At 64.0% G+C, this 22354-nt stretch carries 26 protein-coding genes; 11 read left to right on the forward strand and 15 right to left on the reverse strand.

What is annotated here, in order from left to right; genetic code table 11:
• Window positions 1-51 precede the first annotated feature (51 nt).
• Window positions 52-393 carry a hypothetical protein gene (locus IHE47_RS12855; protein ID WP_192106403.1) on the forward strand — a complete coding sequence of 114 codons (342 nt, stop codon included), beginning with the start codon at window positions 52-54 and terminating at the stop codon, window positions 391-393.
• 12 nt (window positions 394-405) lie between these two features.
• On the opposite strand, the gene IHE47_RS12860 is transcribed toward IHE47_RS12855, so the two are convergent.
• The 3 genes from IHE47_RS12860 to IHE47_RS12870 all read right to left on the reverse strand — a co-directional run bounded on the left by IHE47_RS12860 (window position 406) and on the right by IHE47_RS12870 (window position 2324).
• Window positions 406-912, reverse strand: a complete 507-nt coding sequence (locus IHE47_RS12860; protein WP_225561866.1) for a group 1 truncated hemoglobin — start codon at window positions 910-912, stop codon at window positions 406-408.
• Window positions 913-938: 26 nt separating this feature from the next.
• Window positions 939-1847 carry a DUF3034 family protein gene (locus tag IHE47_RS12865; RefSeq protein ID WP_192106405.1) on the reverse strand — a complete coding sequence of 303 codons (909 nt, stop codon included), beginning with the start codon at window positions 1845-1847 and terminating at the stop codon, window positions 939-941.
• An 87-nt stretch (window positions 1848-1934) separates the two neighbouring features.
• Entirely contained in the window at window positions 1935-2324 is a 390-nt protein-coding gene (locus IHE47_RS12870; RefSeq protein WP_192106406.1) for a hypothetical protein, read from the reverse strand.
• 419 nt (window positions 2325-2743) lie between these two features.
• On the opposite strand from IHE47_RS12870, the gene IHE47_RS12875 reads away from it, so the two are divergent.
• Together IHE47_RS12875 and IHE47_RS12880 are read left to right on the forward strand one after the other, a co-directional pair.
• Window positions 2744-3316: a sigma-70 family RNA polymerase sigma factor gene (locus IHE47_RS12875; RefSeq protein ID WP_225561867.1), complete on the forward strand. Its 573-nt coding sequence runs from the start codon at window positions 2744-2746 to the stop codon at window positions 3314-3316.
• A complete protein-coding gene (locus IHE47_RS12880) occupies window positions 3313-3996 on the forward strand; it encodes a ChrR family anti-sigma-E factor (protein WP_192106411.1) in 684 nt (227 codons plus the stop codon). Before IHE47_RS12875 ends, IHE47_RS12880 begins: the two co-directional genes overlap by 4 nt.
• 125 nt (window positions 3997-4121) lie before the next feature.
• Here the strand turns inward: IHE47_RS12880 and IHE47_RS12885 are convergent, their stop codons facing one another.
• The 9 genes from IHE47_RS12885 to IHE47_RS12925 all read right to left on the reverse strand — a co-directional run bounded on the left by IHE47_RS12885 (window position 4122) and on the right by IHE47_RS12925 (window position 12956).
• Window positions 4122-5609, reverse strand: a complete 1488-nt coding sequence (locus IHE47_RS12885; RefSeq protein ID WP_192106413.1) for a S41 family peptidase — start codon at window positions 5607-5609, stop codon at window positions 4122-4124.
• 128 nt (window positions 5610-5737) lie between these two features.
• A complete protein-coding gene (locus IHE47_RS12890; RefSeq protein ID WP_192106415.1) occupies window positions 5738-7267 on the reverse strand; it encodes a cryptochrome/photolyase family protein in 1530 nt (509 codons plus the stop codon).
• A gap of 20 nt (window positions 7268-7287) precedes the next feature.
• Window positions 7288-8049: a hypothetical protein gene (locus IHE47_RS12895; protein WP_192106416.1), complete on the reverse strand. Its 762-nt coding sequence runs from the start codon at window positions 8047-8049 to the stop codon at window positions 7288-7290.
• Window positions 8046-8624: a lipocalin family protein gene (locus IHE47_RS12900; RefSeq protein ID WP_225561869.1), complete on the reverse strand. Its 579-nt coding sequence runs from the start codon at window positions 8622-8624 to the stop codon at window positions 8046-8048. The genes IHE47_RS12895 and IHE47_RS12900 overlap by 4 nt, the downstream gene beginning before the upstream one ends.
• 98 nt (window positions 8625-8722) lie before the next feature.
• On the reverse strand, window positions 8723-10141 hold the full coding sequence (locus IHE47_RS12905; protein WP_192106418.1) for a deoxyribodipyrimidine photo-lyase: 1419 nt from the start codon (window positions 10139-10141) through the stop codon (window positions 8723-8725).
• 22 nt (window positions 10142-10163) lie between these two features.
• Window positions 10164-10955, reverse strand: a complete 792-nt coding sequence (locus IHE47_RS12910; protein WP_192106420.1) for an anti-sigma factor — start codon at window positions 10953-10955, stop codon at window positions 10164-10166.
• Window positions 10952-11512: a sigma-70 family RNA polymerase sigma factor gene (locus IHE47_RS12915; protein WP_192106422.1), complete on the reverse strand. Its 561-nt coding sequence runs from the start codon at window positions 11510-11512 to the stop codon at window positions 10952-10954. Before IHE47_RS12915 ends, IHE47_RS12910 begins: the two co-directional genes overlap by 4 nt.
• Window positions 11513-11702: 190 nt before the next feature.
• Window positions 11703-11897: an agmatine deiminase family protein gene (locus tag IHE47_RS12920; protein WP_343227480.1), complete on the reverse strand. Its 195-nt coding sequence runs from the start codon at window positions 11895-11897 to the stop codon at window positions 11703-11705.
• Window positions 11898-12053: 156 nt separating this feature from the next.
• Window positions 12054-12956: a WYL domain-containing protein gene (locus tag IHE47_RS12925; RefSeq protein WP_192106424.1), complete on the reverse strand. Its 903-nt coding sequence runs from the start codon at window positions 12954-12956 to the stop codon at window positions 12054-12056.
• A 212-nt stretch (window positions 12957-13168) separates the two neighbouring features.
• Here IHE47_RS12925 and IHE47_RS12930 point away from each other — a divergent pair, with 212 nt between their 5' ends.
• Genes IHE47_RS12930 through IHE47_RS12955 form a run of 6 tightly spaced genes read left to right on the forward strand, consistent with a single transcriptional unit; the run spans window position 13169 to window position 16985 of the window.
• Window positions 13169-13390, forward strand: a complete 222-nt coding sequence (locus IHE47_RS12930; protein ID WP_192106426.1) for a DUF2188 domain-containing protein — start codon at window positions 13169-13171, stop codon at window positions 13388-13390.
• A gap of 15 nt (window positions 13391-13405) precedes the next feature.
• Window positions 13406-14335, forward strand: a complete 930-nt coding sequence (locus tag IHE47_RS12935) for an AAA family ATPase (RefSeq protein ID WP_192106428.1) — start codon at window positions 13406-13408, stop codon at window positions 14333-14335.
• Window positions 14332-14805, forward strand: a complete 474-nt coding sequence (locus IHE47_RS12940) for a hypothetical protein (protein ID WP_192106430.1) — start codon at window positions 14332-14334, stop codon at window positions 14803-14805. The genes IHE47_RS12935 and IHE47_RS12940 overlap by 4 nt, the downstream gene beginning before the upstream one ends.
• A complete protein-coding gene (locus IHE47_RS12945) occupies window positions 14802-15305 on the forward strand; it encodes an HORMA domain containing protein (RefSeq protein WP_192106431.1) in 504 nt (167 codons plus the stop codon). The genes IHE47_RS12940 and IHE47_RS12945 overlap by 4 nt, the downstream gene beginning before the upstream one ends.
• A complete protein-coding gene (locus IHE47_RS12950) occupies window positions 15305-16210 on the forward strand; it encodes a CBASS oligonucleotide cyclase (RefSeq protein ID WP_192106433.1) in 906 nt (301 codons plus the stop codon). Before IHE47_RS12945 ends, IHE47_RS12950 begins: the two co-directional genes overlap by 1 nt.
• A 34-nt stretch (window positions 16211-16244) precedes the next feature.
• The gene (locus tag IHE47_RS12955) at window positions 16245-16985 is read left to right on the forward strand and encodes a DUF6602 domain-containing protein (RefSeq protein WP_192106434.1); all 741 of its coding nucleotides are present in this window, start codon (window positions 16245-16247) and stop codon (window positions 16983-16985) included.
• Window positions 16986-17120: 135 nt separating this feature from the next.
• Here IHE47_RS12955 and IHE47_RS12960 read toward each other — a convergent pair whose 3' ends face one another.
• Window positions 17121-18191 carry a site-specific integrase gene (locus IHE47_RS12960; protein WP_225561871.1) on the reverse strand — a complete coding sequence of 357 codons (1071 nt, stop codon included), beginning with the start codon at window positions 18189-18191 and terminating at the stop codon, window positions 17121-17123.
• A gap of 119 nt (window positions 18192-18310) precedes the next feature.
• Here IHE47_RS12960 and IHE47_RS12965 point away from each other — a divergent pair, with 119 nt between their 5' ends.
• Entirely contained in the window at window positions 18311-19195 is an 885-nt protein-coding gene (locus tag IHE47_RS12965) for a DNA-binding protein (protein ID WP_192106438.1), read from the forward strand.
• Between the two features lie 24 nt (window positions 19196-19219).
• Complete coding sequence (locus IHE47_RS12970; RefSeq protein WP_192106440.1) at window positions 19220-19738, forward strand: hypothetical protein; 519 nt, start codon at window positions 19220-19222, stop codon at window positions 19736-19738.
• A gap of 362 nt (window positions 19739-20100) precedes the next feature.
• Here the strand turns inward: IHE47_RS12970 and tadA are convergent, their stop codons facing one another.
• Both tadA and guaA read right to left on the reverse strand, forming a co-directional pair.
• Window positions 20101-20580 carry a tRNA adenosine(34) deaminase TadA gene (tadA, locus tag IHE47_RS12975; protein ID WP_192106441.1) on the reverse strand — a complete coding sequence of 160 codons (480 nt, stop codon included), beginning with the start codon at window positions 20578-20580 and terminating at the stop codon, window positions 20101-20103.
• A 78-nt stretch (window positions 20581-20658) separates the two neighbouring features.
• Window positions 20659-22251 (reverse strand): glutamine-hydrolyzing GMP synthase, encoded by a 1593-nt coding sequence (gene guaA / locus IHE47_RS12980; protein ID WP_192106443.1) that lies wholly within the window; start codon window positions 22249-22251, stop codon window positions 20659-20661.
• Between the last annotated feature and the right edge of the window lie 103 nt (window positions 22252-22354).

Genomic DNA, 22354 nt, shown 5'->3' on the forward strand with positions numbered 1-22354 from the left:
GCGGATGGCGCCGCTGGACTGATCGCGGTCACCGGAACAGGCGGTGCGACCGTGCTGGCCGAGGCAGCCCTTGGCGATGGCGACGACGCGGCTGGTGCCTGCGTCGATACGACCGGTTGTGGAGATTCGACATGGGTAGACGCAGGCGCCGTGTTCGCGACGGACGACGCCGACGAAGGCGCGACCGTCGGTGCCGGCATGGTAGGCGGATTCGGCCTGGATGCCGAATGGCAGGCGCACAAGCCGAGTGCGGACAACAGAATCAGTCTTTTATCCAGCATGACAGCCCCCTGTAGCTGTTGTGACCAAAGTGCTTGCGCCTTTGCGGGCGCAGCTTTTTCATGGAAAGCGACACCACGCGAACGCCGCGGTTGGCTCGCGACGTTCGCGTGAGAGATCACTTCCTCATGGCTTGGTGATGATCTGCCGGTTCATCGGCGCGAGTTTCGCCAGCAGCTTGTTCTGCGCGCGGAACGGGATGTCGTGCTTGTTCATCGCCTTCTGCAGATCCTCCACCAACGCGTTGAAGTCGGCGCGATCGACGTTCATGCCACGATGCACCGAGGCCATGTCCTTGCCGGTGTAGGTGCACGGGCCATCCAGGATCACGCAGAACTGATCCACCAGTTCGGCCTTGATGTGTTCGCGATCGGCGTTCTGGAAGAACGGGCGGGTGACCGGGTCGGCCATCAGGTTGTCCATGAAATCGTTCATCAGTGCGACCAGGCCGGGCTTGCTGCCGAATTGCTCGAATACCGGTTTGAGGGCAGGGTCGCGCGGCGCCGTCGGGTAGGTGTCGCCGCTGGCGCTGGAACCGGCCGGTTGCATGGTGGTTTGCGCGGAAACAGTGGTGCCGGCAATCAGGCCGGCAGCGAGAAGCAGGGCGCAGGACAGCATCTTGTACTTGTACATGGTCAATTCCTCATGACGTGATCGGGTCAGAAGCCCACCTGCACGGACGCGTACAGGCCGTGCTGGTTGTCCTTGATGACGATGTTGCCGAGGTTGGCGTAGGCCAGCGTCAGCGAGACGTGCTTGGTCGGCGCCCAGGCGACGAAGGCGTCGTACCAGTCGTCCTCCTTGGCGATGCCGAGGTTGTTCGGCTTCTGGCGGTATTCCGCGCCGATGGCCCAGTTGCGGCTGAGCAGGTAGGCGATCGAGCCTTCGAACTCAGCTTGGTAGCTGTTGTGCTTGTCGCCGCCGAAACCGAGGATGCCGATCTGGTTGGCCTTGGTGAAGCGCACGGTGGCGTCCAGCAGCAGGCTCTGCGACAGGAACAGTTTGGTCGTGCTGATGTAGTAGTCAGTGCCATGGTCGCTCTTGGCGCCGATCGCGTGGAGGATCGCGCCCTGGTTGTTGCTCTTGTATTGCGCGCCCACCGACACCTGCGGCATCCAGCTGTCCTGGTCGAGCACGGCGTCGCCGAACAGCCGCACCTTCACGCCTATCACGTTTTGCCGGAAGCTGAAGCCGCGACCCAGCCCGAGCGCGGCTCCCACGTCCTCGGTGTCGAAACGCTGCTGCGCCACCGAAAACTCGACGCGGTTGTCGATGCCGAACATCGCGCCGGCATCGTCGAGGTGGTAGTCCTGCACGTTGACGCGGGTGTAGAACGCGTTCGCGCCGAACTGGCCCTGCGTCCCGTAGCTGCCGATCAGCGCCCAGGGGGTAAGACCACCGCCGGCGGAGCCTTCGATTTGCGATACGCCGCCGGTGAGCAGCAGCTTGCCGCTGACATTGTCAGCCGGATCGCCGCCATCGGCGGCCGCCGCCTGGAGCGAAACCAGTCCGCCAGCCAGTGCCAAAGCGCCGACCAGCAGCATCTTTTTCCCGCGAAATTTGTGCATTGCCATGTCCTCCCTCTTTGGCGCACCACTTGCGCCATGCAGGGAGGTACGGAGCAGATGCGCTCATGGATGCACGGCGCGCGTTCTTCAATGAACTTGCGCCACGTGCCAGTTGCCGTTCACCCCATCGCCCAGTGCCGTACCGGGCGCGGTATCGCCGGCGTAGCGATAGAGCGGGTGCCCCTGATAACTCCACTGCAGGCTGTGGTCGGTGCGTGAAACCAGGCCGAACCCACCCATCGCCTTGGCGCCTGCCGCGGCGAGATACGGCGGCCAAAGCGTGGCGCAGGCGCCGTTGCACTGGCTGTGGCCGCTGTCGCCGTCCGGATTGTAGGTGTACAGCGTCATTCCGCGACTGCCGACCAGCCGCTGCTGGGTGTCGGCCACCGGTGACGCTTGCGTTTGCGCGGTGGCCAGGGATGGCTGCAAGCACAGCACGCCCAGCAGGATCGAACAGGTCAGGATCGAGGCTTTCATCGCGTATCTCCCCGCTCGACGCAGGCAAATGCCTGCCGAGCTTGATACGGGGGGCGAAGGCGTGCGGATGCGCGATGGATGGGGGTACGGAAACGGGCGTTCAGCTCGGCGAGGAAAGCAGCTGTTCGGCGCCACGTTGGTTCTTCAAGCGGAATCGACACAAACGTCTCGGGCGTGTCGCGAACACGCATGGAGAAGGGGCTTTGGTTGCGAGCGGTCTTGTTTAATACCGAACAGGCAACTGCACGAGGTTGCGCGCGTTCGCCTGCCTGCCCACGGATTCGCACCGGCGACTGCATCCAAGGAGCGTGGCTTCACGTATGAGGGGTGAGCGAACATTCGGAATCCAGGCTTTCTGTCCTACCATGGCTCCCCACCGCACACACGGAAGCCTGTCGCCGTTCGAGGCGGCGCGAGCCATGTCGAGCATCGAAACCCACGCGAAGGATGCGGGCTATTGGGCCGGTCAGATGGTGGCCGTCTCGTGCAAGCGCGATCGGGACAGCTTCATGCGCATCTACGACCACTTCGCGCCCCGTGTTCAGCTCTACCTGAAGGGATTGGGTTCGTCCGAAGCTGTCGCGGAGGAGTTGACCCAGGAAGCGTTGCTGCGACTCTGGCAGCGGGCCGAACTCTACGATGCGGCGCGTAGTGGCCTGTCGACCTGGCTGTTCCGGATCGCCCGGAATCTGCATATCGACCGCGTCCGCAGGGAGCCGCAGTGGGTGCCGGTACAAGACGCGCTGGAACGACTCGACGAGCCTGAGGATGCCGGGCCATCGCCGGCGGAGAGCTACGCCGAGCACGCCGACCTCAGGAACCGCATCGAGCGGCTCCCGGCCACCCAAGCCCGATTGATCCGCATGTCCTATTTCGAAGCCAAGTCCCACCAGGAAATCGCCGGCGAGCTCGGCATGCCGCTGGGCACGGTGAAATCCTGCCTGCGCCGCGCATTCCTGCGCCTGCAGCTGGGTGTAAGGAGGGGCGCATGACTCCGCGTCATCATCTCAATGAAGCCACCCTGGTCAGCTTTGCTGCTGGCGCCTTGTCGCCCGAGATGACCGCGGTGGCGGCCACGCATCTCGAAGCCTGCCGCGATTGCCGCGACAGGTTGGCCCACGCCGAACGCATCGGTGGCCTGTTGCTGGGTCAGCAGCAGGCCAACGAGCTGGATACAGCCAGGCGCGCGCGCCTGCGCCATGAAATGCTGGATCGCCTCGACGAATCAACGCAAAGCCGCCGCGACGGAACCATCCAGACGCGCTCGCTTGACGTGAGCCCCAGTGATCCGGATGGCCTGCCGCAACCGCTGCAGGCGTATTTCGGCCCCACATGGAGTGCACTGCGCTGGCGCTGGGTCGCGCCCGGCGTGCACATGATCCGGGCTGCACACACCAGTCGCGACACCTTGCTTTTGCTCAAGATCGCGCCGGGCAAGAGCATGCCCGTGCATAGCCACCAAGGCACCGAGTTGACCCAGATCCTTCAGGGCGCCTACGACGATGCACTGGGTCATTTCAGCCCAGGGGATGCGGCCGATCTCGACAACGAAACGGAGCACCAGCCGATCACCGCGCCGGGCATGCCGTGTATTTGCGTCGCGGCAATGGATGCGCCCTTGCGCTTCCCGGGCTGGCTGGCTCGCAAGCTGCAGCCGCTTGTAGGGTTGTAAAACTGCGGCAGCATTGAGGGCAAGCTTTGCTACGCCGTTCGCTACCTGCACAGCATGTTCCTGGTCATTGGTGTGTCGGAATCCACTCATCCGAACCTTTCCAGCCCGGTCAGCGGGATCCATTCCTACGGCTGTGCATTCGCCAGGCTGAGCGCCTTTTCCAACTCGGGATCGCGATCTTCCTTGATGTCCTTGATGGTGGTTGCGACGCGGATGTCCGGGTCGATGCCGGCATCGGGCTGCGCAACGACGGGAAATGTGCCGATCAGGGGCAGATCCATTTCCAGCCCCGAATGCGGCAACCTCACGAAGAAGAATGCGCCACCGTTGATGCCGCGGCGATTGCCGCCCGTCGGTTGTCCGATCAGCGTGCCCAGGTGTTGCGATTTCACGATGCCGGCAAACTGGAACGTCGCCGAGCTGTTGGTCGGGCCAACCAGGACGAAGACGCGACCGCCGAAGCGCGGTGACAGGGCGTCAATGACCGTGCCTCGCGCATCGTCGTCGTACTTCGTAAGTCGGTAGAAGCGCTGGTTGTACGGCTTCGCCTTGTCGCCCCAGTCCTTGAACGACGCATCCCACGTGTCGAGGTAGGACAGGAGATCCCGCGGCACGCTCCGATAACGCACCAGGCGCAGGTAGTCGGGCGAGGTCAGATCGCGTCCGGCGAGATGCGCCAGAATCACGTTGCCGACGTCGTCGCCACCTTCGTTGGCGCGAAGGTCGATGATCAGCGAGCGGACATGCCTTGCCTGGAGTCTCGCAAAGACACCCTCAAGGTAACGGTGCCAGTCCCAGGTGCTGTTGTACATCGCCCAGGTCGGCATATCGAGCAACGCGACACCCTGCCTCGGGAATGTGAGTTGCCAGGGCGATCCGGAACCGGCGGCGGCTTTGGGCCGGAACGACAGGCGTTGTTCGTACGAGAGCGCGGGAACGGACGTTGTCCAGGCGACTCCGTTCATATCGCGCACCTTGAGCGCGATGGCCCGGCCGATCTGCGGGTAGAACAACGGCAGGAAGATATCGAAGGCTTCGTAATCGTCGTTTCCCTGCACCTCGAGATAGGCGATGCGCTTGGCGTCGTTCGCGCCGTCCGTGCGTGCGACGGTCATGAGCGTTTTCAGGATTTGCGATGTCGCCACGCCATCGATGGCGAGAATCTCCGCCCCTGGCTGCAGCCGCTTGTCGCTGGAGAAGTTGCGGGTGACGACCATGCGTCCGTCCAGCCAGCGGAAATAGAACGGCACGCGGTTGGTTCCCTTGAACAAGGCTGCCTGCACCGCAGGCGACTGGTTGTAGAAGTTCGCATAGGTGTGGCCGCACTCGATGGTTGCGGCAAACTGCGAAAGGGCGAGGAAAACGGATGCGCGCGATTGATCGTGGTCGAGCGCGCGGCGCAGCGATGCGAAATGCGCCTTCATTTCCTCGGGTGTGTTGTACCGGAGGAGTCCGGGATGAAGGGTTTCGTAGGCGCGCTGCAGGATGTCGACATCCGCCTGCAGGCCAGCCGTGGCGAGTTGGTCCGTCTTCGCCGGTTGTTCGGGCGTTGCGACAACCGGGCATCCGGCCAGCGCGAGGCACAGGAACACGACAGTGCAAGGGAAGCGCATCGGTCGATTCCTCGGTGGATTCACGCTGCCTGCGAAATGGGATCGCAAGCGACGCCAGTCGAATGGCAGAGAGTCAGTGCTTGCACGGAAACCCCATGTGCCGGGATGCACCGCAGAGCGACGTATGGTCATATCGAATCCAGCGTATCCAGCAGACGAACAGCCTGCGCGTGCAGTGCGGCGATGCGCGGACCCGGCAGGCGATCCAGTTGTCGATACGCCATGGTCAGGCGCGGATTGCCGGCCAGCGTCGTGCGCTGCCGCGCAAGAAAATCCCAGTACAAGGCGTTGAACGGGCAGGCGTCGTCGCCGACATGCTTGTCCCGCCGGTACCGGCAGCCTCGGCAGTAGTCGCTCATGCGATGGATGTACGCCGCCGACGAGACATACGGTTTGCTGGCGAGCAGGCCGCCATCGGCGTACTGGCTCATGCCAAGCGTGTTGGGCAGTTCCACCCACTCGAACGCGTCGATGTAGATGCCCAGGTACCAGCGGTGCACCTGCCCGGGATCCAGCCCGGCCAGCAGCGCGAAGTTGCCGGTCAGCATCAGCCGCTGGATGTGGTGGGCGTGCGCATGCTCCAGCGAGTGCGTGATCGCGTGGTGCAGGCAATTCATCCGGGTGGCGCCGGTCCAGAACCATGCCGGCAGGTCGCGCTGGTGGCCGAAGGTGTTGCTCTCGGCATAAGCCGGCATGTGCGCCCAGTACACGCCGCGGATGTATTCGCGCCAACCCAGGATCTGGCGGATGAAACCCTCGGTAGCAGCCAGCGGCACCTTGCCTGCGCGCCATGCCGATTCGGCACGGGCGATGACTTCGCGCGGCGAAAGCATCTTGACGTTGAGGGCGAAGGACAACAGGGAGTGGAACAGGCGTGTTGCCTGGGTACTCATCGCGTCCTGGTAGTTGCCGAAATGCGGCAGCGCCTGCTCCACGAAGGCATCCAGCTGCTGCAGCGCCTCGACGCGATTCAAGGGCCAGCGGAAGTCCCCGGCACGCGGTTGGCCGAAGCTGCGGATGCCGGCGGCGACGATGCTTGCCCACAGGGCGCGGTGATCGTGGATGGGGCGGCTATCCGGCGGCTCCAGCGGCATGCCCGACCAGGATCGGCGATTCTCCGCATCGAAGTTCCAGCGCCCGGCCGCTGGCCGGCCGTCCTTTTCCATCAGCACGCCGTGTACCGCGCGCATGCGGCGATAGAACGTTTCCATCCGCCAGTGCCTGCGCGCACCGAAGAGTCCTGCGACCTCGTCGCGCCGTGTCAGGAAATGCTCGCTGTCGACCATGCGTGCCGGGATGGCCAGGGTCTGCACGTAGTCGGCCAGCTGCCGGTCGAGGCGCCACTCGTCGGGTGCCTGGTACTCGAAGGTGGTTGCGTGGTGGTCGGCCATCAAGCGGTCGAGGTTGGCCGGGATGGCATGCAGGTTGTCGGGGTCGTCGATCGCGAGGTAACGCACGCGGTGGCCCGTCGATTGAAGTTGCCGCGCGAAATCGCGCATCGCGGCGAAGATGCCCAGAATCTTCTGGGCGTGGTGCAGGACGTAGTCGGTCTCCTGGCGCACCTCCATCAGGACATGCAGAACGTTGGGGTCGACGGCCTCGAACCACGAGTGCCGCGGATTCAACTGATCGCCCAGCAGCAGCCGCAGCATGGTCATCGCCGGTCATCCGCCTGTGTTCAATCACCGATCCGGGGCTGGCCCGGGTGCGATGCGCCGATTTGCTGCCACAACGACGTCACCACCACGACGGCCGCCAGCCCCAAGGCAACCCATGCCGCGACCGCCGCGCCTGCCAGCGTCGATGCATGCTGCTTGGCGAATATCCCGACCAGGCCCCAGACGGCGGCCAGCGCATACCAGGGGTTGCCGCGCAGGCGCACGCTCGTGGCGAGCAGCAAGACGGCGGCAAAGGCGAACAGGACCAGCGTCCAGGGCAGCATCTGCGTGGTCGGGAACAGCCGGAAAGCCACGATCACCTGGGCGACGTTGAGGAACACCGCCAGCGACACCCAGCCGGCATGCAGCGACAGCGGCAACCATTGCCACCAGCGGCTGCGCGCATGGTGCGCGGTGTGCGACACCTGCCAGGCCGCGTACAGCAGGCATGCCAGGCTGGCCCAGATGATCACTAGCGCCAGCCAGAACCACTGCAAGGTGAACACGATCATCCACGTTGTGGTGAGCGCGAAACCCGCGGCCGTCCAGGGTCGGATACGCCGCAGGCGTTCGTCCGGCCGGCGGTCGAACAGTTGGCGGATGGCGTAGATCAGATCGAGCAGGAAGATCGGTCCCCAGATCGCGAAGGCGTAGCCGGCCGCCACGATCAGCGTGGGGTAACGGTCGGAGATGGCGCCGTTGGTCGGCCCGAACATGCCCGTGTTGGATAGCCACGCGACGACGGGCATGGCCAAGGCGAACAGCGCAACGAGGTATTTCATGGGCACGCTCCCGCGAACGTCTGGCTGCCTTCGCCGGTTTCGGGCCAGCGCTGCGGCACCTTCTCGATCTTGCTGACGTCGTAGCCCAGCGCCTTGGCCCGTTCGAGCATGGCCTGATAGTCGCCGTCCGGAACCGCGGGTGTGCGTGCCATGTACCAGAGGTAGTCGCGCCCGTCGCGCACGACCATGACCTGGCTGTAGTCGGGCTTCAGCCAACCGACCAGGTACTGGGTCGTGAGGAAGGCGAAGAAGCGCACCCGCCACTCGCCGTTGCCGCTGCCTGGCACCACCCGCGCGCTGGAATGAAGCAGTTTCACGGGGGCGGTGAAACTGTCCGGACGCTGCCGAAACCAGGTGCAAATGCTGCCGTCGGGATTGCGGCGGTAGGTCTCCACCGCGTTGTGGCCGCCGCGTTCGAAGCGGGTGGGAATGGACGCGATCACGTACCAGCGGCCCATGTAGCGCGGCAGGTCGACACCGCTGACCGGTTTGATCGGATCAGCGCTGCCGGCGCAGGCCATCAGCGACAGCATGGCCAGCAGAACGAGGGCAATCGACGACTTCAAGCGTGTCATGGCGCGACGTCCGGGCAGACGGGCTGGCGACAGGTCAGCCCTCACTCCCGTTCTTACGGCCATGCAAGGTTATTGGATGCCTCCCATCGGGAAACGATTCAGCGGGGCGCCAACGCCTGCCAGGCACCCAAGGCCGCTTCCCGCGTGGCACCCACGTCCACCATCGGCGCGGGATAACCGCAGGCCGCTAGCGCCGCCGGGTCGCGCCACGGCTCATGCAACAACTTCGGCGGCAGCGTCGCCAGTTCGGGGAGCCAGCGTTTCAGGTAGCTCGCGTCGGGATCGAACTTGGCTGCCTGCGCATGCGGATTGAACACGCGGAAATACGGCGCGGCGTCCGCGCCGCAGCCGGCCACCCATTGCCAGCCCAGCGTGTTGTTGGCGAGGTCGGCATCGACCAGGGTGTCCCAGAACCAGCGCGCGCCAAGATGCCAGTGCTGGCGTAGGTTCTTGGTCAGAAAGCTGGCCACGATCATGCGCACCCGATTGTGCATCCAGCCGGTATGCCACAGCTCGCGCATGCCCGCGTCGACCAGCGGGATGCCGGTGCGGCCCTGCTGCCAGCGTTCGAACGATGCCTGGTCGGCGGGCGCCCAGTGGAAGCCGTCGAAGCGCGGATTGAAGTTGTCGGTCCGCGTTCGCGGGAAGTGGTACAGCAGGTGATGCGCGAATTCGCGCCAGCCCAGTTCGCGCAGATAAGGTTCGATATCCGGGCGGCGTTTGGCGTCCGTCGCGCGGGCGCGGCGATCGAGTTCGAAGTGGATCTGGCGTGGCGAGATTTCGCCGAAATGCAGGTGCGGCGACAGCCGCGATGTGCCGTGGCGCGCGGGCAGGTCGCGGGCGTGGGCATAGTCGCCGATGGCGTCGTCGGCGAAGATCTCCAGCCATTCCTGCGCGCCGGCTTCGCCCGGCTGCCATGCCTCGGCCAGCCCGCTGTCCCAGCGGATGCGTGGCAGCAGATCGAGTGCCTGCAGTGGCAAACCGTCCGGTAGGCTTTGCCAGCCGGGCAGAACGGGTTCGGGCAACGGCTGGCTCGCCTGGATCTGCGTTCGCAAGTTGCGCCAGTAGGGTGTGAAAACCCTGTACGGATCGCCCTGTTGCGTGGCGATCTGCCAAGGCTCGCACCACAGTGCTGCATTGTGGCTGTGCACTGCGATGCCCTGTTCGCGCAGCGCGTTTTTGATATGCGTGTCGCGGGCGATCGCGGCGGGTTCGTACAAGCGGTTCCAGTAAACCGCGCTGGCGCCGCTGTGCCGGATGAGTTCGCGCAGCGCGTCGAGCGTGTCGCCTTGGCGCAGATGCAGACCGGCCTGCTGCGCGTGCAGCCGCTGGTCCAAGGCTGCCAATGAGTAATGCAGCCACCAGCGGCTGGCGGCGCCAGGCGACCAGTCACCGTCCTCGCCGGGGGCATGGATGAAGACGGGCAGTACCTGCGCATGTGCTGCGCAGGCTGCGTGCCATGCTGGGTTGTCGGCCAACCGCAGATCGCGCCGGAACAGGACCAGTGCCGTGCTCATGAGCGGATCAGACCGAGCTAGGTCAGGCCCGGGTGCGCTCGGTCTGTCCTCTGGCAGTGCCAGCCACTTTGTCGCCACCGGCTTCCGGTGCTGCGCCGATGGCGCCCTTGGCGATGACCGGACCAGTCGGCTGGCCAGTCGGCGAGCCGCCCGGCGGTTCGACCGAGACGGCGAGCGCGGCGGTCGGGCCGAGTTGCGCCAGCAGGGCAGGAGCGAGCGTCAGCGTGGTGGGCTGATCGCGCGAGATCATGCCGACCGCAATCGGCTTCTGGCCGGCCGGGATCAGCCACAGCTCGGGCGCGCGACCCTGCGCCAGCGTGGCGGGCGCGGCCGGCACCACCACCATGCGGGCGTGCTGCAGATCCATCGTGGCGGTCCAGCCGGTGGTGCCGTTGTCCTGCTTGATCGTCGAGGCCATGTAGGCGACGGCGGCCGTCGTCGGGGGCGGGGCGGCCACCCGCCGCGGCAACGCCACCACCAGCAGCAGCGCGACGGCCACCGCACTCGCGCCGAGGCCCAGCCAGTGCCACAACGCCAGGTTATCCCACAACCGCTTGCGCGGTACTGCCCGCGGCGGCGCATCCAGTTGCAGCGCATCGTGGATGCGAGCCCACACGTAGGGTGCGGGCGCGACTTCCGTGATTTCCTCGGCCAGCGGCTGCAGTCGGCGTTGCCACAGGGCCACCGCCGTCGCGGCTTCGCCGCTGGTGCGCACCTCGTGCGCCACTTCGGCGCGCGCGTCGGCATCGAGCACGCCCAGCACGTATTCGGCGTAACGCAGGTTGTGGTTGCCTTCGTCGGCGGGCGTGTTCATGAGTCGAGGCACGTGCGAAGTTGCATGAGGCTACGGCGAATCCAGCTTTTCATGGTTCCCAGCGGCACCTGGCAGCGTGTCGCCAACTCGTTATACGTAGCTCCGGTGAAAAAGGCTTCACGCACCGAGCTGCGCTGTTGTGGTTCCAGCGCGTCGAGGCAGTCCGTGAGCCGGCGGTGTTCCTGGCTGGTCTGGGCTTGGGCGGCCGGCGAGGGCTGCTCGTCGATGGCCTCCTCCAACGTGCGCGGGTCGTCCGGCAGCTCCTCGCGGTGCTGGCGCAGGCGGTCGATCGCCTTGTTGCGCGACAGCGTGGTCAGCCAGGTGATCGCGCTGGCCTTGGCCGCGTCGAAGCTGGCCGCGCGGTTCCACACCGTGATGTAGACCTCCTGCAGCACCTCTTCCGCGGCACCGCGGTCGCGCAGCATGCGCAGGCACACACCGAACAGCTTCGACGAGGTGTGCCGGTAGAGCTCGGCGAACGCCTGCTGGTCGCTGCGCCCGGCCTGCTGCAGCAGGCGGTTCAGCTCTTCGTACTCGGCGACGCGGGTGACGGTCATCGGCGGATCATCCTGTCGCAGCGAAGGAGTTGTCCAGCCAAACAGGCGGTCGCGGTCCGGTGATGGCCGTGTTTGCGGATGTCGCAAGCATGAATTGGAGGTTGGGCCTGGCGCAAGCGCAGCCGTGAAGACATGGTCGCCGTCGAAAGCGTGCACTCGCTCATTTTGCCTGGAAGGGACCTCGGGTGCCTCAAGGGGATGCCGCTTCCGGCTGCTGCTGGGTGACGCAGTGGATCATGCCGCCATTGGCGTAGAGATTCCGCACATCGATGCCCACAACAGAGCGATCGGGAAAAACCTGTTGAAGGATGACCTTCGCGACGGTGTCGTTCGGGTCGTTATAAGTGGGCATCAGTACAACGTCGTTGCCGACATAGAAGTTCACATACGATCAACTGACTTGGCCAATGGGGTGTTTTCGACAAAGCGAACGTGGGGAAAAACCGATTAGCCTGTGTTATCGCTGGTAGGATCAGAGCAATTTGTCACTCGCATATAGCATCTGGTCAAAGCGCAGGTGTTGTCGCCTCTCGCCTTTACGTTAAAAAGCTTCTTTACCCTTACAAGAAGCGCGAAGCGCATCTAGTTCAGCACGGTTCTGAAGGATTATCTGACGTCGCGAAGGTGGAAGTAGATCAGTGGAAATATCGAGTCCATAGTGGCGCTCGAAGTACCAGGTCATGCACAGCCGCATCGAGATTCCGATGGATCCATCTTCCATCCCGTAGTCCATCTCGATTGCCTGACGCTGGGAGTCCGACAAGTCCGGGTGTGGCGCCAGTCGCATCGTGAACATTTCCTGCCATTCGCGATCGACTGCGGGATCGATGGTCGATGGGCGGTGGTTGCCGATCGACAAGATCCTCGCCAACACAAAATCGGTAAACGTCGATCGATTGAAGCACCAGCTTCGCGCATGCCAACGGGCGCCGTCATAGACGAGAGCATGTGGAGCGATCCATCGCAGGATGGGCTCTGGCGTAGACATGGACTGGTAGCGGATTTCGATTGCCCGGCGTTTCCGGATCGCTGATACGACCGGTCGCAGAGTCCCGTTGTCCAGTCGACGTCGAACGCGCGGCATCACCGCATGCGTTGGCATATGACCCAGCCAGGACTCGCTCGAATCGATCGCATCATCAGCAAGCAGCAGCAGCTGTGTCAGGTACTGGCGTGCATCGGGCACCGTGACCTTCGGTACGAACCGTGGCGTGGCAACAAATGCCTTCTTGACCCGGTCGTACTCCAAGTTCCCCGGTGCCAACTCGAGATATTTCGCGATGTCGTCCGAGGCCTGCGGAGCGGAAATCCCGAAGCGTGACATCAGGTCGTTCCGAGTCAGCTCTTCTTCCCAGTAGAGCCGGTTCTCGATGAAGGCGTAACGCTGGCGCTGGCTCCAAGTGCGAGTGGCGAGCGGAGGGCCGGGCTGGGGGGTGTCGGTCATGGAGGGGAGCGGCGAGGGAAAAGAAATAGTATGGCCGAACGAACGAATGAAAGTTTCTTGACTCTGGTTCAGCATGTTGTTAAGTTGGCAGTCGTGAGGCGTGACTGCTAATTCGTCCCGTTCCCACTAAGCCTTGTGGCCTCGCAAGAAGTGACCCACCACATGCGGGGTCAGCAGCCCCAGCTTCACCACTTAACAAAAGGAAGCAGAGCATGAGTAAGAACGTTCACATCGTGCCTCACGACAGTGGCTGGGCCGTTCGCATCGAGGGCAACGATCGGGCTTCTTCGGTTTACTCCACTCAGCGCGAGGCGACCCAGGCCGGTCGCGACCGCGCACGCCGCGATGGGGTCGAAATCCTGATCCACGGTGAAGACGGTCGCATCCGAGCACGTGACAGCTACGGCAATGACCCCTTTCCGCCGAAGGGCTGACCCGACGAGACCACTATGAAGAATCCTGCCTTACAGCTGGTTACGCCCGCGGACCTCCCGCGTGGCATCCATGCTATTCGCGCTCTGCCCGATGCCGAGCTCTCCACACTGTGGGACAGCATCATCGTCCCCGCCCAGCTCAAGGATCGCCTCCTCTCGCAGGCGCTCTTGAACTACACCCTGCGCCCCAACATCTCGCGCAACGATGTCCCGTTGCACGGGGTCATCTTGCTGGTCGGCGTGCCGGGCACAGGCAAGACGTCGCTGGCGAGAGGCCTTGCAAGCAAGCTTGCTGCCTCGCTCAAGCCCTCCGGGCAGACATTCCGTCTCGTCGAAGTCGACCCGCACGCGCTGACCAGCTCAGCGATGGGTAAGACCCAGCGCGCTGTTTCCGAGCTGTTCTCGCAGACGATCTCGGAGCATGCCGCCAATGGTCCGACGATAGTGTTGTTGGACGAAGTGGAGACGCTGGCGGCGGATCGCGCGAAGCTTAGCCTGGAGGCCAACCCCGTGGACATCCATCGCGCCACCGACGCGGTGCTTGTGCAACTAGACGCCCTTGCCGCCTCGCATCCCAACCTGCTCTTCATCGCGACCAGCAACTTCCCGCAGGCGATCGATGACGCTTTCACCTCGCGCTGCGATCTGGTGATCGATGTCCCGCTTCCGGCGGCCGATGCGGTCGCAAAAATTCTGGATAGTTGTCTGAGCGCAATCGCGCAGAAATTCCCCAGGGTCGGCAAGCTCACCCAAGCAGGCGGATTTGCCGATGTGGCGCGGACGGCTGTGGGTCTGGACGGCCGCGCCATTCGTAAGCTTGTCGTTAGCGCGATGGCAATGCGCAAGGAAACCGCCCTCGACCCCAACCAGCTCTCGCTCTCAGATTTGCAGTCCGCAGTCGCTCAGGTGCAGGCCTCACGTCTTTCCGGCAAGGGGCATCCATGAGCACGGTAGCCCGGCGTGACTTTCGCAGCACGCCACATCGCGATGCTCATCAGACCTGGGCCGACATCGTCGCGCTGCTCACCGCAGGTGAGAGCGGTGGGACGGCCAGGCCGGACTTGATGGCTGTTGCCGGCGTGGCCAGCAGCGTGATTGCTGATCAGGGGCCACGGGACGTGCCCATCGTCGTCACGTGCGATGGGCCGCGCACGCGCATCTACTGTCATTACGACGATGACGCGCTGGACGAATCGAACGGCAACGAAGTTGCGCTGGGGTTCGATCCGCTGAAGGGCGACTGGCGGGTGTCGCTGCCGGTCGATGCTGAGGATCTGGATTGGGTGACCGCCGCCTTGAAGGCGAAGTCCACGCGAGTCGTGGCTCGTGACCGAGATGAAACGATCGAAACGTCGACCGCCAGCAGTGCCGTTGCACGTTTTGTCGTGGATGTAGAAGGGTTCATGAAGTCATGACAACCGTAGCCGCCTATACCCGCACGCACTCGGTCACCTACGTTGCCGACAACGTGCTCAAAAGCCTCAAGGACATCATCCGCTTGAGCGGAATGGATCCGTCCAAGCTGGTCGACGATTGGGACAGCACCCACCGTGCCATGCGCACTTGGCTGGACAGCGAACACCTCGAACGCGTCGTCTTAGAGGTATACAACCCCTACACCAATGCTCTCGTGGTGCGCTGGGATGTCGACATCGTGTACCAGTGGGCAGCAGGCGGCGACGGCAGCTTCTACACCGATACCGAGCAGCTGCGCTACCACATCCGCAAGGCCGGCATCGCGCCGGCCGATGCCGAGTACAGCATCCTGCTGCAGAACAAGCCGGGACGGCCGGAAGTTCCCGGCTGGAGCCCTGTGAGTTTCCGGTCGACCAGTGGCCTGGTCCGCCAGAGCTTGGGTTCAACGATCGAGCACAGCGGTCTGGGAGCGAACGCCGCCTATTGGAGGAGCGCCTGATGCTCACCATTGAAGAAGCATTCCGCAAGTTCAAGAGCCGGCTGGAACTCAACGACCGCGAGCAGCAGAACGCGAGCAAGCGGCACACCGAAGTGCGCGAACACATCCGCTCTCGATTCACGATCGCAGACGATTTCCTCACTGGCTCCTATCGCCGCCATACTAAGACCAAGCCCCTGAAGGACATCGACATCTTCTTCGTTCTGGCCGACTCGCAGCGGGCGGAGTATCGAGACAAGGCGCCCAGTGTCGTCCTTCAGGATTTCCATAATGCGCTGGTTGACAAGTACGGCGACGCAGCTGTCAGCAAACAGGGGCGTTCGGTGTGCGTCGATTTTGGCGTGGTCGTCGATGCAGACGACAATACCGATTACCGCGTGGTGAGCGTAGACGTGGTACCGGCCTTCACGGCCGGCAGCGACTACGAGATTCCCAACGTCGACACCGGCAAATGGATGAAGACTAATCCGAAGATCCATGCCGAAAAGGCCACCCAGGCGAACAAGAACTACGATGGTGAATGGAAAGGCCTCGTGCGGATGGCCAAGTACTGGAACAACAACCCAGGCCACGGTACGGAAAAGCCGGTCAAGCCGTCGTTCCTAATCGAGGTTATGGCCCTACAGGTCTTGCACGGCGGCTGGGGCGGACGCTTCGACTACGAAATGCAAGCCTTGTTTTCCACGCTCGCCGATCGGATAACGGACGAATGGTCAGACCCGGCCGGACTCGGATCGCCGATCAGCAACGGCATGGACGCTGCCCGCAAGCAGCGGGCGCGAGACCTGCTCGTGGCTGCCAGCCAGCAAGCTTCGGGTGCCATTGATTTGGTTCGCAAGGGTCGGACCGGGGATGCCCTGAAAGCGTGGCGGAATCTGTTCGGACCGAAGTTCCCCTTGACCTGAGGCCGCGCAGATGACCACAGATACTGATGTTCCGATGACTGCGCTGCAAGCACCATCCGAAGACGTTTCTTGGATGAAGCAAGCGTTCGCACTGGTGCAATCGAACCTCGCTGCGGCCATGAAGCTAGCCTCCCAGTCCATCAGCCATGGTGGCGTGATGGGCTCAGTAAACGAAGACCACTGGACGGAGCTGTTCCGGAGCTATCTGCCGAATCGCTACGATGTGGCTACGGGGATCGTGATCGACAGTCGGGGACACCGCAGCGAGCAGATCGACCTCGTGATCTTCGACCGTCATTTCACGCCTACCTTGCTCGACCAGAAAAATCATCGCTACATCCCGGCAGAAGCCGTGTATGGGGTATTTGAATGCAAGCCGACGATCAACAAGGACTATCTCCAATACGCTGAGAAAAAGGCTATGTCGGTCCGCTCAATGCATAGGACCTCGGTGGCGATTGCCCATGCTGGGGGCACCTACCTGCCCAAGCCACACTTTCGCATCGTCGCTGGGATACTGGCGCCAAGTGTTAGTTGGACTGACGGTCTCGGAGAGGCGTTCGAGCGCAACCTTTCGGGGGATCCCGACGCCATGCTCGATTGCGGCGTCGCACTCGATCAAGGCTGCTTTGATCGACACGAAGGTGTTCTTTCGATTGCGAACGAACAAGGGGCGCTAATGTATTTCCTGTTTCGACTACTTGCGCGCCTGCAGTCACTGGGAACCGTCCCCGCGATTGACTGGACGGCTTACAGCCGCATCATCCGACCTTGAGACGTTTCGTGATAGGTGACGGCAATATCTCTGCCAGCCCCGTCGCCTTCTCTCACCCGGGCCTATCCAATCTAGCGACACAGGCGTGAGGCTCGGCAGCCAATAGAAGACTCCCAGCAATATTCCTGTTGCTTTCTAATCCTCAAGCAAACGTGCCGCAGGATTGCTGGCAGCTCCACCTGTCTGAAAATACCCCATCACGCTGGCCACCGCGCGGTGCTCGGTCATCGCCATGATGGCCGGTAGCGCCACGCCCTGACGGCTCGCTTCGGTTACGAATCCCGACCGCAGGCTGTGCCCGCCAAAGTCCCCTTCCAGGCCCGCGAGCCTCGCCCGGCGCTGCACGATCTCGCCCACCGCGGCCGGCGATAGGGCAGGGCCGACCCGGTGTTTCCACAGCCGCCGAAATATCGCCCCTTCGGAAATCTCGCTGGCGGCCAGCCACGCCTCAAGCGCTTGAGCCGCCCGATCGAGAATGGGTTTGTCCGGTGTCGAGGACGCGGTAACACCGGACTGCTGGGTCTTGCTGTGTTCCAGGCGATAGATGTAGCCCTGTGGGCCGATCCGGCGCAGATCGCGCAGATCGGCCGCCGCGATCTCGCTGCGCCGGCGCCCGCCGCTGGCGAAACCGAAGCAGAGCAGGGCGCGGTCGCGCAGGCCTTCCAGGCTGTCGTCGCAGGTAGTCAGCATCGCCTCGAGCTCGGCCAAGGTAATGGCGGTTTTCTTACGCGGCCGTACGCCGCGTTTCACGGCTGCTCGGGCGGCACGGCTCAGCACCGTGCGAATCGCCGGTTGCTCGCACGGGTTCGGCAGCTGCTTGAGTCGGTGCGCGGTCGACAGTACCGCGACGCGATGGCGTACCGTCGCCAGTGTCCACGGGCCGGGCTTGGCCTTGAGTTCGGCGGCCACCAGCGTCCGGTCCACGGCGGGCGGCAGCTCCCAGGCCAGTTCGCCTTCGGCCGAACGACGTAGGACGTGATCAACCACGAACTGCAGCACCGTGGCCTCCGGTACTGGCAGGGAGAACTCCACGCCGTAGCGCGCCGCGTGCCAGCCGGCCCAGTAGCGCAGGGCGCTGGCGTAGCTGCGCGTGGTGTTGGCGGCGGCGGCTTCCGCCAGCAGTTCACGCACGGCATCGGCGGCCTGCTGCGCCAGCTGAATCGGCAGCATTAGGCTGGAGGCCGACTGGGCGAGGGTCGGAATCATGGAATTATCTTTCATATTATGTAATGTATACTACGAAATAGGGCATCTAGCCACGATAATCATCACTTATCGTGAGTACGAAACCAAGCGGGCAGGGCGCCGATCGAGGAGACCGAGGCATGGCACGCGGCATCACGCAGGACCAGGTCAACACCGCCGCCGACGCCCTCCTGGGCGCCGGCGAGAATCCGACCGTGGAAAAAGTGCGCGCCGCCCTCGGCACCGGCTCGCCGAACACCGTCACGCGCATGCTCGACACGTGGCGCAGCGGCTTGGCCGAGCGCCTGTGCAAAACGCTGCAACTGCCCGATCTTCCGCCGGAGGTGGGGCAGGCGATGACCACACTATGGCAGCTGGCCGTGGGACACGCGGAAGGCCTGCTCCAGACGCGACTGGCCGCGGAGCGAGCCGCCCTGACCGCGAACGAAACGCGGCTCGTCGAGGAACGCACGCGCTGGGCGGCGACGCTGGCCGAGGCCGAGACCGCCGTGGCCCAAGCGCAGACACGCCAGGCCCTGGCCGAGCACGCCTGCGCCAACCTGGACGGCCAGCTCCGCGACAGCCACGCCCTGCGGGAGGATTTGATCCAGCAGCGGGATCGGTTGCAGGCGGTGGTTGATCGCGTCACCCACGAGCTCGAGGCCCTCCAGGCCGACAAGACCGCCCGGCTCGCCGCGGCGGACCAGGAACGGGAGCGCACCGCGGCGCACCTGCGCGCCGTCGAAGACCGCGCCCATCAGGAAATTGACCGCGCCCGACAAGAGACCAAACAGTGGCAGCACCGCCACGAAGCGGCCGAACGGAGCTATCGTGACGGGGGGCAGGCGCTTGAAGCGCGGTGCGAAGCATTGCAAAAGCAGTGGCAGCAGGCCGAGAAGGAGGTCGCGCGTCTCTCGGGGCACGTCGCGGCGCTTGAAACGTCGCTCGCCAAGGCCAGTGTCCGCCCGAAGGCTAAGGAGGCGCGGAGGTCGGCCAAGTCTTCGAAGACCGCCAAGGCCAAGTAACGGACGTGAGGATCATCCAAGATCATGGACTACCCTGAGGAGCATCCCATGGCGCCGCCCGCGCTTGAGGCGATCGCCGCGCGGCTCGCCGGAGGCTTCATCCACCGACTGACGCCTTTGCTAGGGAGGCCGGCACGCGTCATTTGTCCCTCGGACGAGGCGGAGCAGGCGCTTATCGTTTCGATGACGCAAGCTGCAGACGCGCAGGGGATGGCTTCGGAGGTCATCGACTTGCGGCCGGCGCCTGCCGAGCGATTGGACGCCATTACAGCACGACTGGACGGCTGGCAAAGCGGTGCGGCCAATAGCAATGACCAAACGGCGCAACGACTGCTGATCTTGCTTGGGTTCGACGCCTTCGGCGACGACACACAGGATGCGCCAACGTACCCGTTCCGATCCAAGTTTCAATTCGACCAGAAATTCCTATGGCTGTTCGTTGGTCGCGACGCCTCCCGCATGCGGTTCCTGTTCGAAAGCTACCGGCGTCCTCTGTATCGCGCAGCAGGCGATATCACCCCTGACGACTGGAAACGCAGTTGATCCTCGTTTTTCCTGTTGCTCAAGTGAGTTGGCAGTCTGCGCCTCTGGCCTAACTTTCGGCGGCAGTTTGTTGGCCCAAAAGTGCGGCAGTTAGTCGGCAGGCAGGTGTCGGCCGTTGGCGCTTGAACCATCAATTTCGCGGCGGTTTCTCGGGGTCGACGGTGAGAACGGGGCTGGTTGTTGGCCAATATCCGCCTCGGCGGTACCTTGTTGGCGGCTAGGAGGCGGTTTCTTCGGCTTGGCGGTGGCAGTTCGTTGTCCTTAGACAACGTGCAACAACAACCGGCCACGGGAGCGGCTCCGGCGGCCTCATCGGGCACCTTCGCCATTTCGCATAATGTATATTATGTAAAATTACAGAATCAACGCCGGGCCTTGAAAAACTCCCGCAACATGGTCGACGCCTCACCGGCCAACAGACCACCCTGCACCGCAAGGCAATGGTTGTGGCGCGGGTCGACCAGGGTGTCGAACACGCTGCCGGCGGCGCCGGTCTTGGGATCGGTGGCTGCGTAGACCACGCGGCCGATGCGCGCGTGGATCAACGCCATGGCGCACATCGCACATGGCTCCAGCGTCACGTACAAGGTGGCGCCGACCACCCGATGGTTGGCGAGCCTTTCGCCGGCCGCCCGCAATGCCATCACCTCGGCATGGGCGGTGGGATCGTGCAAGGTGATGTTGCGGTTCCAGCCCAGCCCGACGATTTCGCCGCCCAGGACCAGCACGGCCCCCACCGGCACTTCGTCCTCGGCGTCACGGGCATGCGCGGCGAGCTGCAATGCGCGGCGCATGTACGCCTCGTCCTCGTCGGTGAAAGGCTGGCGGGTTTCTTCGGTCATGTCGGCAAACGGTAAACGATCACGAGAAAGCCGGCGCGATGCCGGCTTTCGTGGCAAGGCATGTGCTCGCGGCCCGGCTCATTCCCACTCGATGGTGGCCGGCGGCTTGCCGCTGATGTCGTAGACCACGCGGGAGACGCCGCGCAATTCGTTGATGATGCGGTTGGAGACCTTGCCGAGGAAGTCGTACGGCAGGTGCGCCCAGTGCGCGGTCATGAAGTCGATGGTCTCCACGGCGCGCAGCGCGATCACCCATTCGTAGGCACGCGCATCGCCGACCACGCCCACCGATTTCACCGGCAGGAACACGGCGAAGGCCTGGCTGGTCTTGTCGTACAGGTCGGCCTTGCGCAGTTCCTCGATGAAGATCGCGTCGGCGCGAGCCAGCAGCTCGGCGTATTCCGGCTTCACCTCGCCGAGGATGCGCACGCCCAGGCCCGGGCCGGGGAACGGATGGCGGTAGACCATCGCGCGCGGCAGGCCGAGTTCCACGCCGATGCGGCGCACCTCGTCCTTGAACAGCTCGCGCAGCGGCTCGACCAGCTTGAGCTTCATGTGCTCGGGCAGGCCGCCCACGTTGTGGTGGCTCTTGATGACGTGGGCCTTGCCGGTCTTGCTGCCGGCGGATTCGATCACGTCCGGGTAGATGGTGCCCTGCGCCAGCCACTTTGCGTTGACGAGCTTGTGCGATTCCTCGTCGAAGATCTCGACGAACAGGCGGCCGATGATCTTGCGCTTGGCTTCCGGGTCGGCCACGCCTTCCAGCGCCTTGAAGTAGCGCTCGGCGGCGTTGACGCGGATGACCTTGACGCCCATGTGCTCGGCCATCGTGGCCATCACCTGGTCGCCTTCCTGCCAGCGCAGCAGGCCGGTGTCGACGAATACGCAGGTGAGCTTGTCGCCGATCGCCCGGTGCAGCAGCGCGGCGACCACCGACGAATCGACGCCGCCGGAAAGGCCGAGGATGACCTCATCGCCACCGACCTGCTCGCGCACGCGGGCGATCTGGTCTTCGATGATGTTGGCCGCCGTCCACAGCGTGGCGCAGCCGCAGATGTCGGTGACGAAGCGCTTGAGCAGCGCACTGCCCTGCTTGGTGTGCGTCACCTCGGGATGGAACTGCACGCCGTACCAGCGCTTGTCCTCGTTTTCCATCACCGCGACGGGGATGCGGTCGGTGGCGCCCGTGATGGCGAAACCCGGCGGCGCCTTGCTGACATGGTCGCCATGGCTCATCCAGACGTCCAGGCGATGCGCGCCGGCGTGGTCGCTGAATCCGTCGAACAGGCGGCTCTTCGCCACGATGTCGACTTCGGCATGGCCGAACTCGCGCTGGTCGGCAGCTTCCGTCGCGCCGCCCAGTTGCGCGGCCAGCGTCTGCATGCCGTAGCAGATGCCGAGGATCGGCAGGCCCGAGTCGAACACTTCCTGCGGTGCCCTGGGCGCGCCTGGCAACGTGGTGGATTCCGGGCCACCCGAGAGGATGATGCCCTTGGCGCCGAACGCGGCGATCTCGGCCGGATCATGATCCCAGGCCCAGATCTCGCAATAGACGCCCAGCTCGCGCACGCGCCGCGCGATCAGCTGCGTGTACTGCGCGCCGAAGTCGAGGATGAGGATCTTGTCGTCGTGGAGCCGGGATTGGGGATTGGGGATTCGGGATTCGGACATGCCGGCGGCAACGTGGCTGTGTGATAGGCGATATGGATGGCCGTGCATCGTGAGACGCTGAGAGGATTCGGCGCTCCGCTTTGCCGAATCCCGAATCCCGTCT

Source organism: Rhodanobacter sp. DHB23 (assembly GCF_014842975.1).
Lineage (GTDB): Bacteria > Pseudomonadota > Gammaproteobacteria > Xanthomonadales > Rhodanobacteraceae > Rhodanobacter_A.

Excerpts from the sequence above, each read along its gene's own strand:
- IHE47_RS12910 (WP_192106420.1), bottom strand. The coding sequence starts at position 10,955 with ATGAACACGCCCGCCGACGAAGGCAACCACAACCTGCGTTACGCCGAA.
- IHE47_RS12950 (WP_192106433.1), top strand. The coding sequence starts at position 15,305 with ATGCTCACCATTGAAGAAGCATTCCGCAAGTTCAAGAGCCGGCTGGAA.
- IHE47_RS12925 (WP_192106424.1), bottom strand. The coding sequence starts at position 12,956 with ATGACCGACACCCCCCAGCCCGGCCCTCCGCTCGCCACTCGCACTTGG.
- tadA (WP_192106441.1), bottom strand. The coding sequence starts at position 20,580 with ATGACCGAAGAAACCCGCCAGCCTTTCACCGACGAGGACGAGGCGTAC.
- IHE47_RS12880 (WP_192106411.1), top strand. The coding sequence starts at position 3,313 with ATGACTCCGCGTCATCATCTCAATGAAGCCACCCTGGTCAGCTTTGCT.
- IHE47_RS12900 (WP_225561869.1), bottom strand. The coding sequence starts at position 8,624 with ATGACACGCTTGAAGTCGTCGATTGCCCTCGTTCTGCTGGCCATGCTG.
- IHE47_RS12885 (WP_192106413.1), bottom strand. The coding sequence starts at position 5,609 with ATGCGCTTCCCTTGCACTGTCGTGTTCCTGTGCCTCGCGCTGGCCGGA.
- IHE47_RS12965 (WP_192106438.1), top strand. The coding sequence starts at position 18,311 with ATGGCACGCGGCATCACGCAGGACCAGGTCAACACCGCCGCCGACGCC.
- IHE47_RS12860 (WP_225561866.1), bottom strand. The coding sequence starts at position 912 with ATGTACAAGTACAAGATGCTGTCCTGCGCCCTGCTTCTCGCTGCCGGC.
- IHE47_RS12890 (WP_192106415.1), bottom strand. The coding sequence starts at position 7,267 with ATGACCATGCTGCGGCTGCTGCTGGGCGATCAGTTGAATCCGCGGCAC.
- IHE47_RS12865 (WP_192106405.1), bottom strand. The coding sequence starts at position 1,847 with ATGCACAAATTTCGCGGGAAAAAGATGCTGCTGGTCGGCGCTTTGGCA.
- IHE47_RS12905 (WP_192106418.1), bottom strand. The coding sequence starts at position 10,141 with ATGAGCACGGCACTGGTCCTGTTCCGGCGCGATCTGCGGTTGGCCGAC.
- IHE47_RS12895 (WP_192106416.1), bottom strand. The coding sequence starts at position 8,049 with ATGAAATACCTCGTTGCGCTGTTCGCCTTGGCCATGCCCGTCGTCGCG.
- IHE47_RS12870 (WP_192106406.1), bottom strand. The coding sequence starts at position 2,324 with ATGAAAGCCTCGATCCTGACCTGTTCGATCCTGCTGGGCGTGCTGTGC.
- IHE47_RS12915 (WP_192106422.1), bottom strand. The coding sequence starts at position 11,512 with ATGACCGTCACCCGCGTCGCCGAGTACGAAGAGCTGAACCGCCTGCTG.
- IHE47_RS12955 (WP_192106434.1), top strand. The coding sequence starts at position 16,245 with ATGACTGCGCTGCAAGCACCATCCGAAGACGTTTCTTGGATGAAGCAA.
- IHE47_RS12875 (WP_225561867.1), top strand. The coding sequence starts at position 2,744 with ATGTCGAGCATCGAAACCCACGCGAAGGATGCGGGCTATTGGGCCGGT.
- guaA (WP_192106443.1), bottom strand. The coding sequence starts at position 22,251 with ATGTCCGAATCCCGAATCCCCAATCCCCAATCCCGGCTCCACGACGAC.
- IHE47_RS12940 (WP_192106430.1), top strand. The coding sequence starts at position 14,332 with ATGAGCACGGTAGCCCGGCGTGACTTTCGCAGCACGCCACATCGCGAT.
- IHE47_RS12970 (WP_192106440.1), top strand. The coding sequence starts at position 19,220 with ATGGACTACCCTGAGGAGCATCCCATGGCGCCGCCCGCGCTTGAGGCG.
- IHE47_RS12960 (WP_225561871.1), bottom strand. The coding sequence starts at position 18,191 with ATGATTCCGACCCTCGCCCAGTCGGCCTCCAGCCTAATGCTGCCGATT.
- IHE47_RS12945 (WP_192106431.1), top strand. The coding sequence starts at position 14,802 with ATGACAACCGTAGCCGCCTATACCCGCACGCACTCGGTCACCTACGTT.
- IHE47_RS12935 (WP_192106428.1), top strand. The coding sequence starts at position 13,406 with ATGAAGAATCCTGCCTTACAGCTGGTTACGCCCGCGGACCTCCCGCGT.
- IHE47_RS12930 (WP_192106426.1), top strand. The coding sequence starts at position 13,169 with ATGAGTAAGAACGTTCACATCGTGCCTCACGACAGTGGCTGGGCCGTT.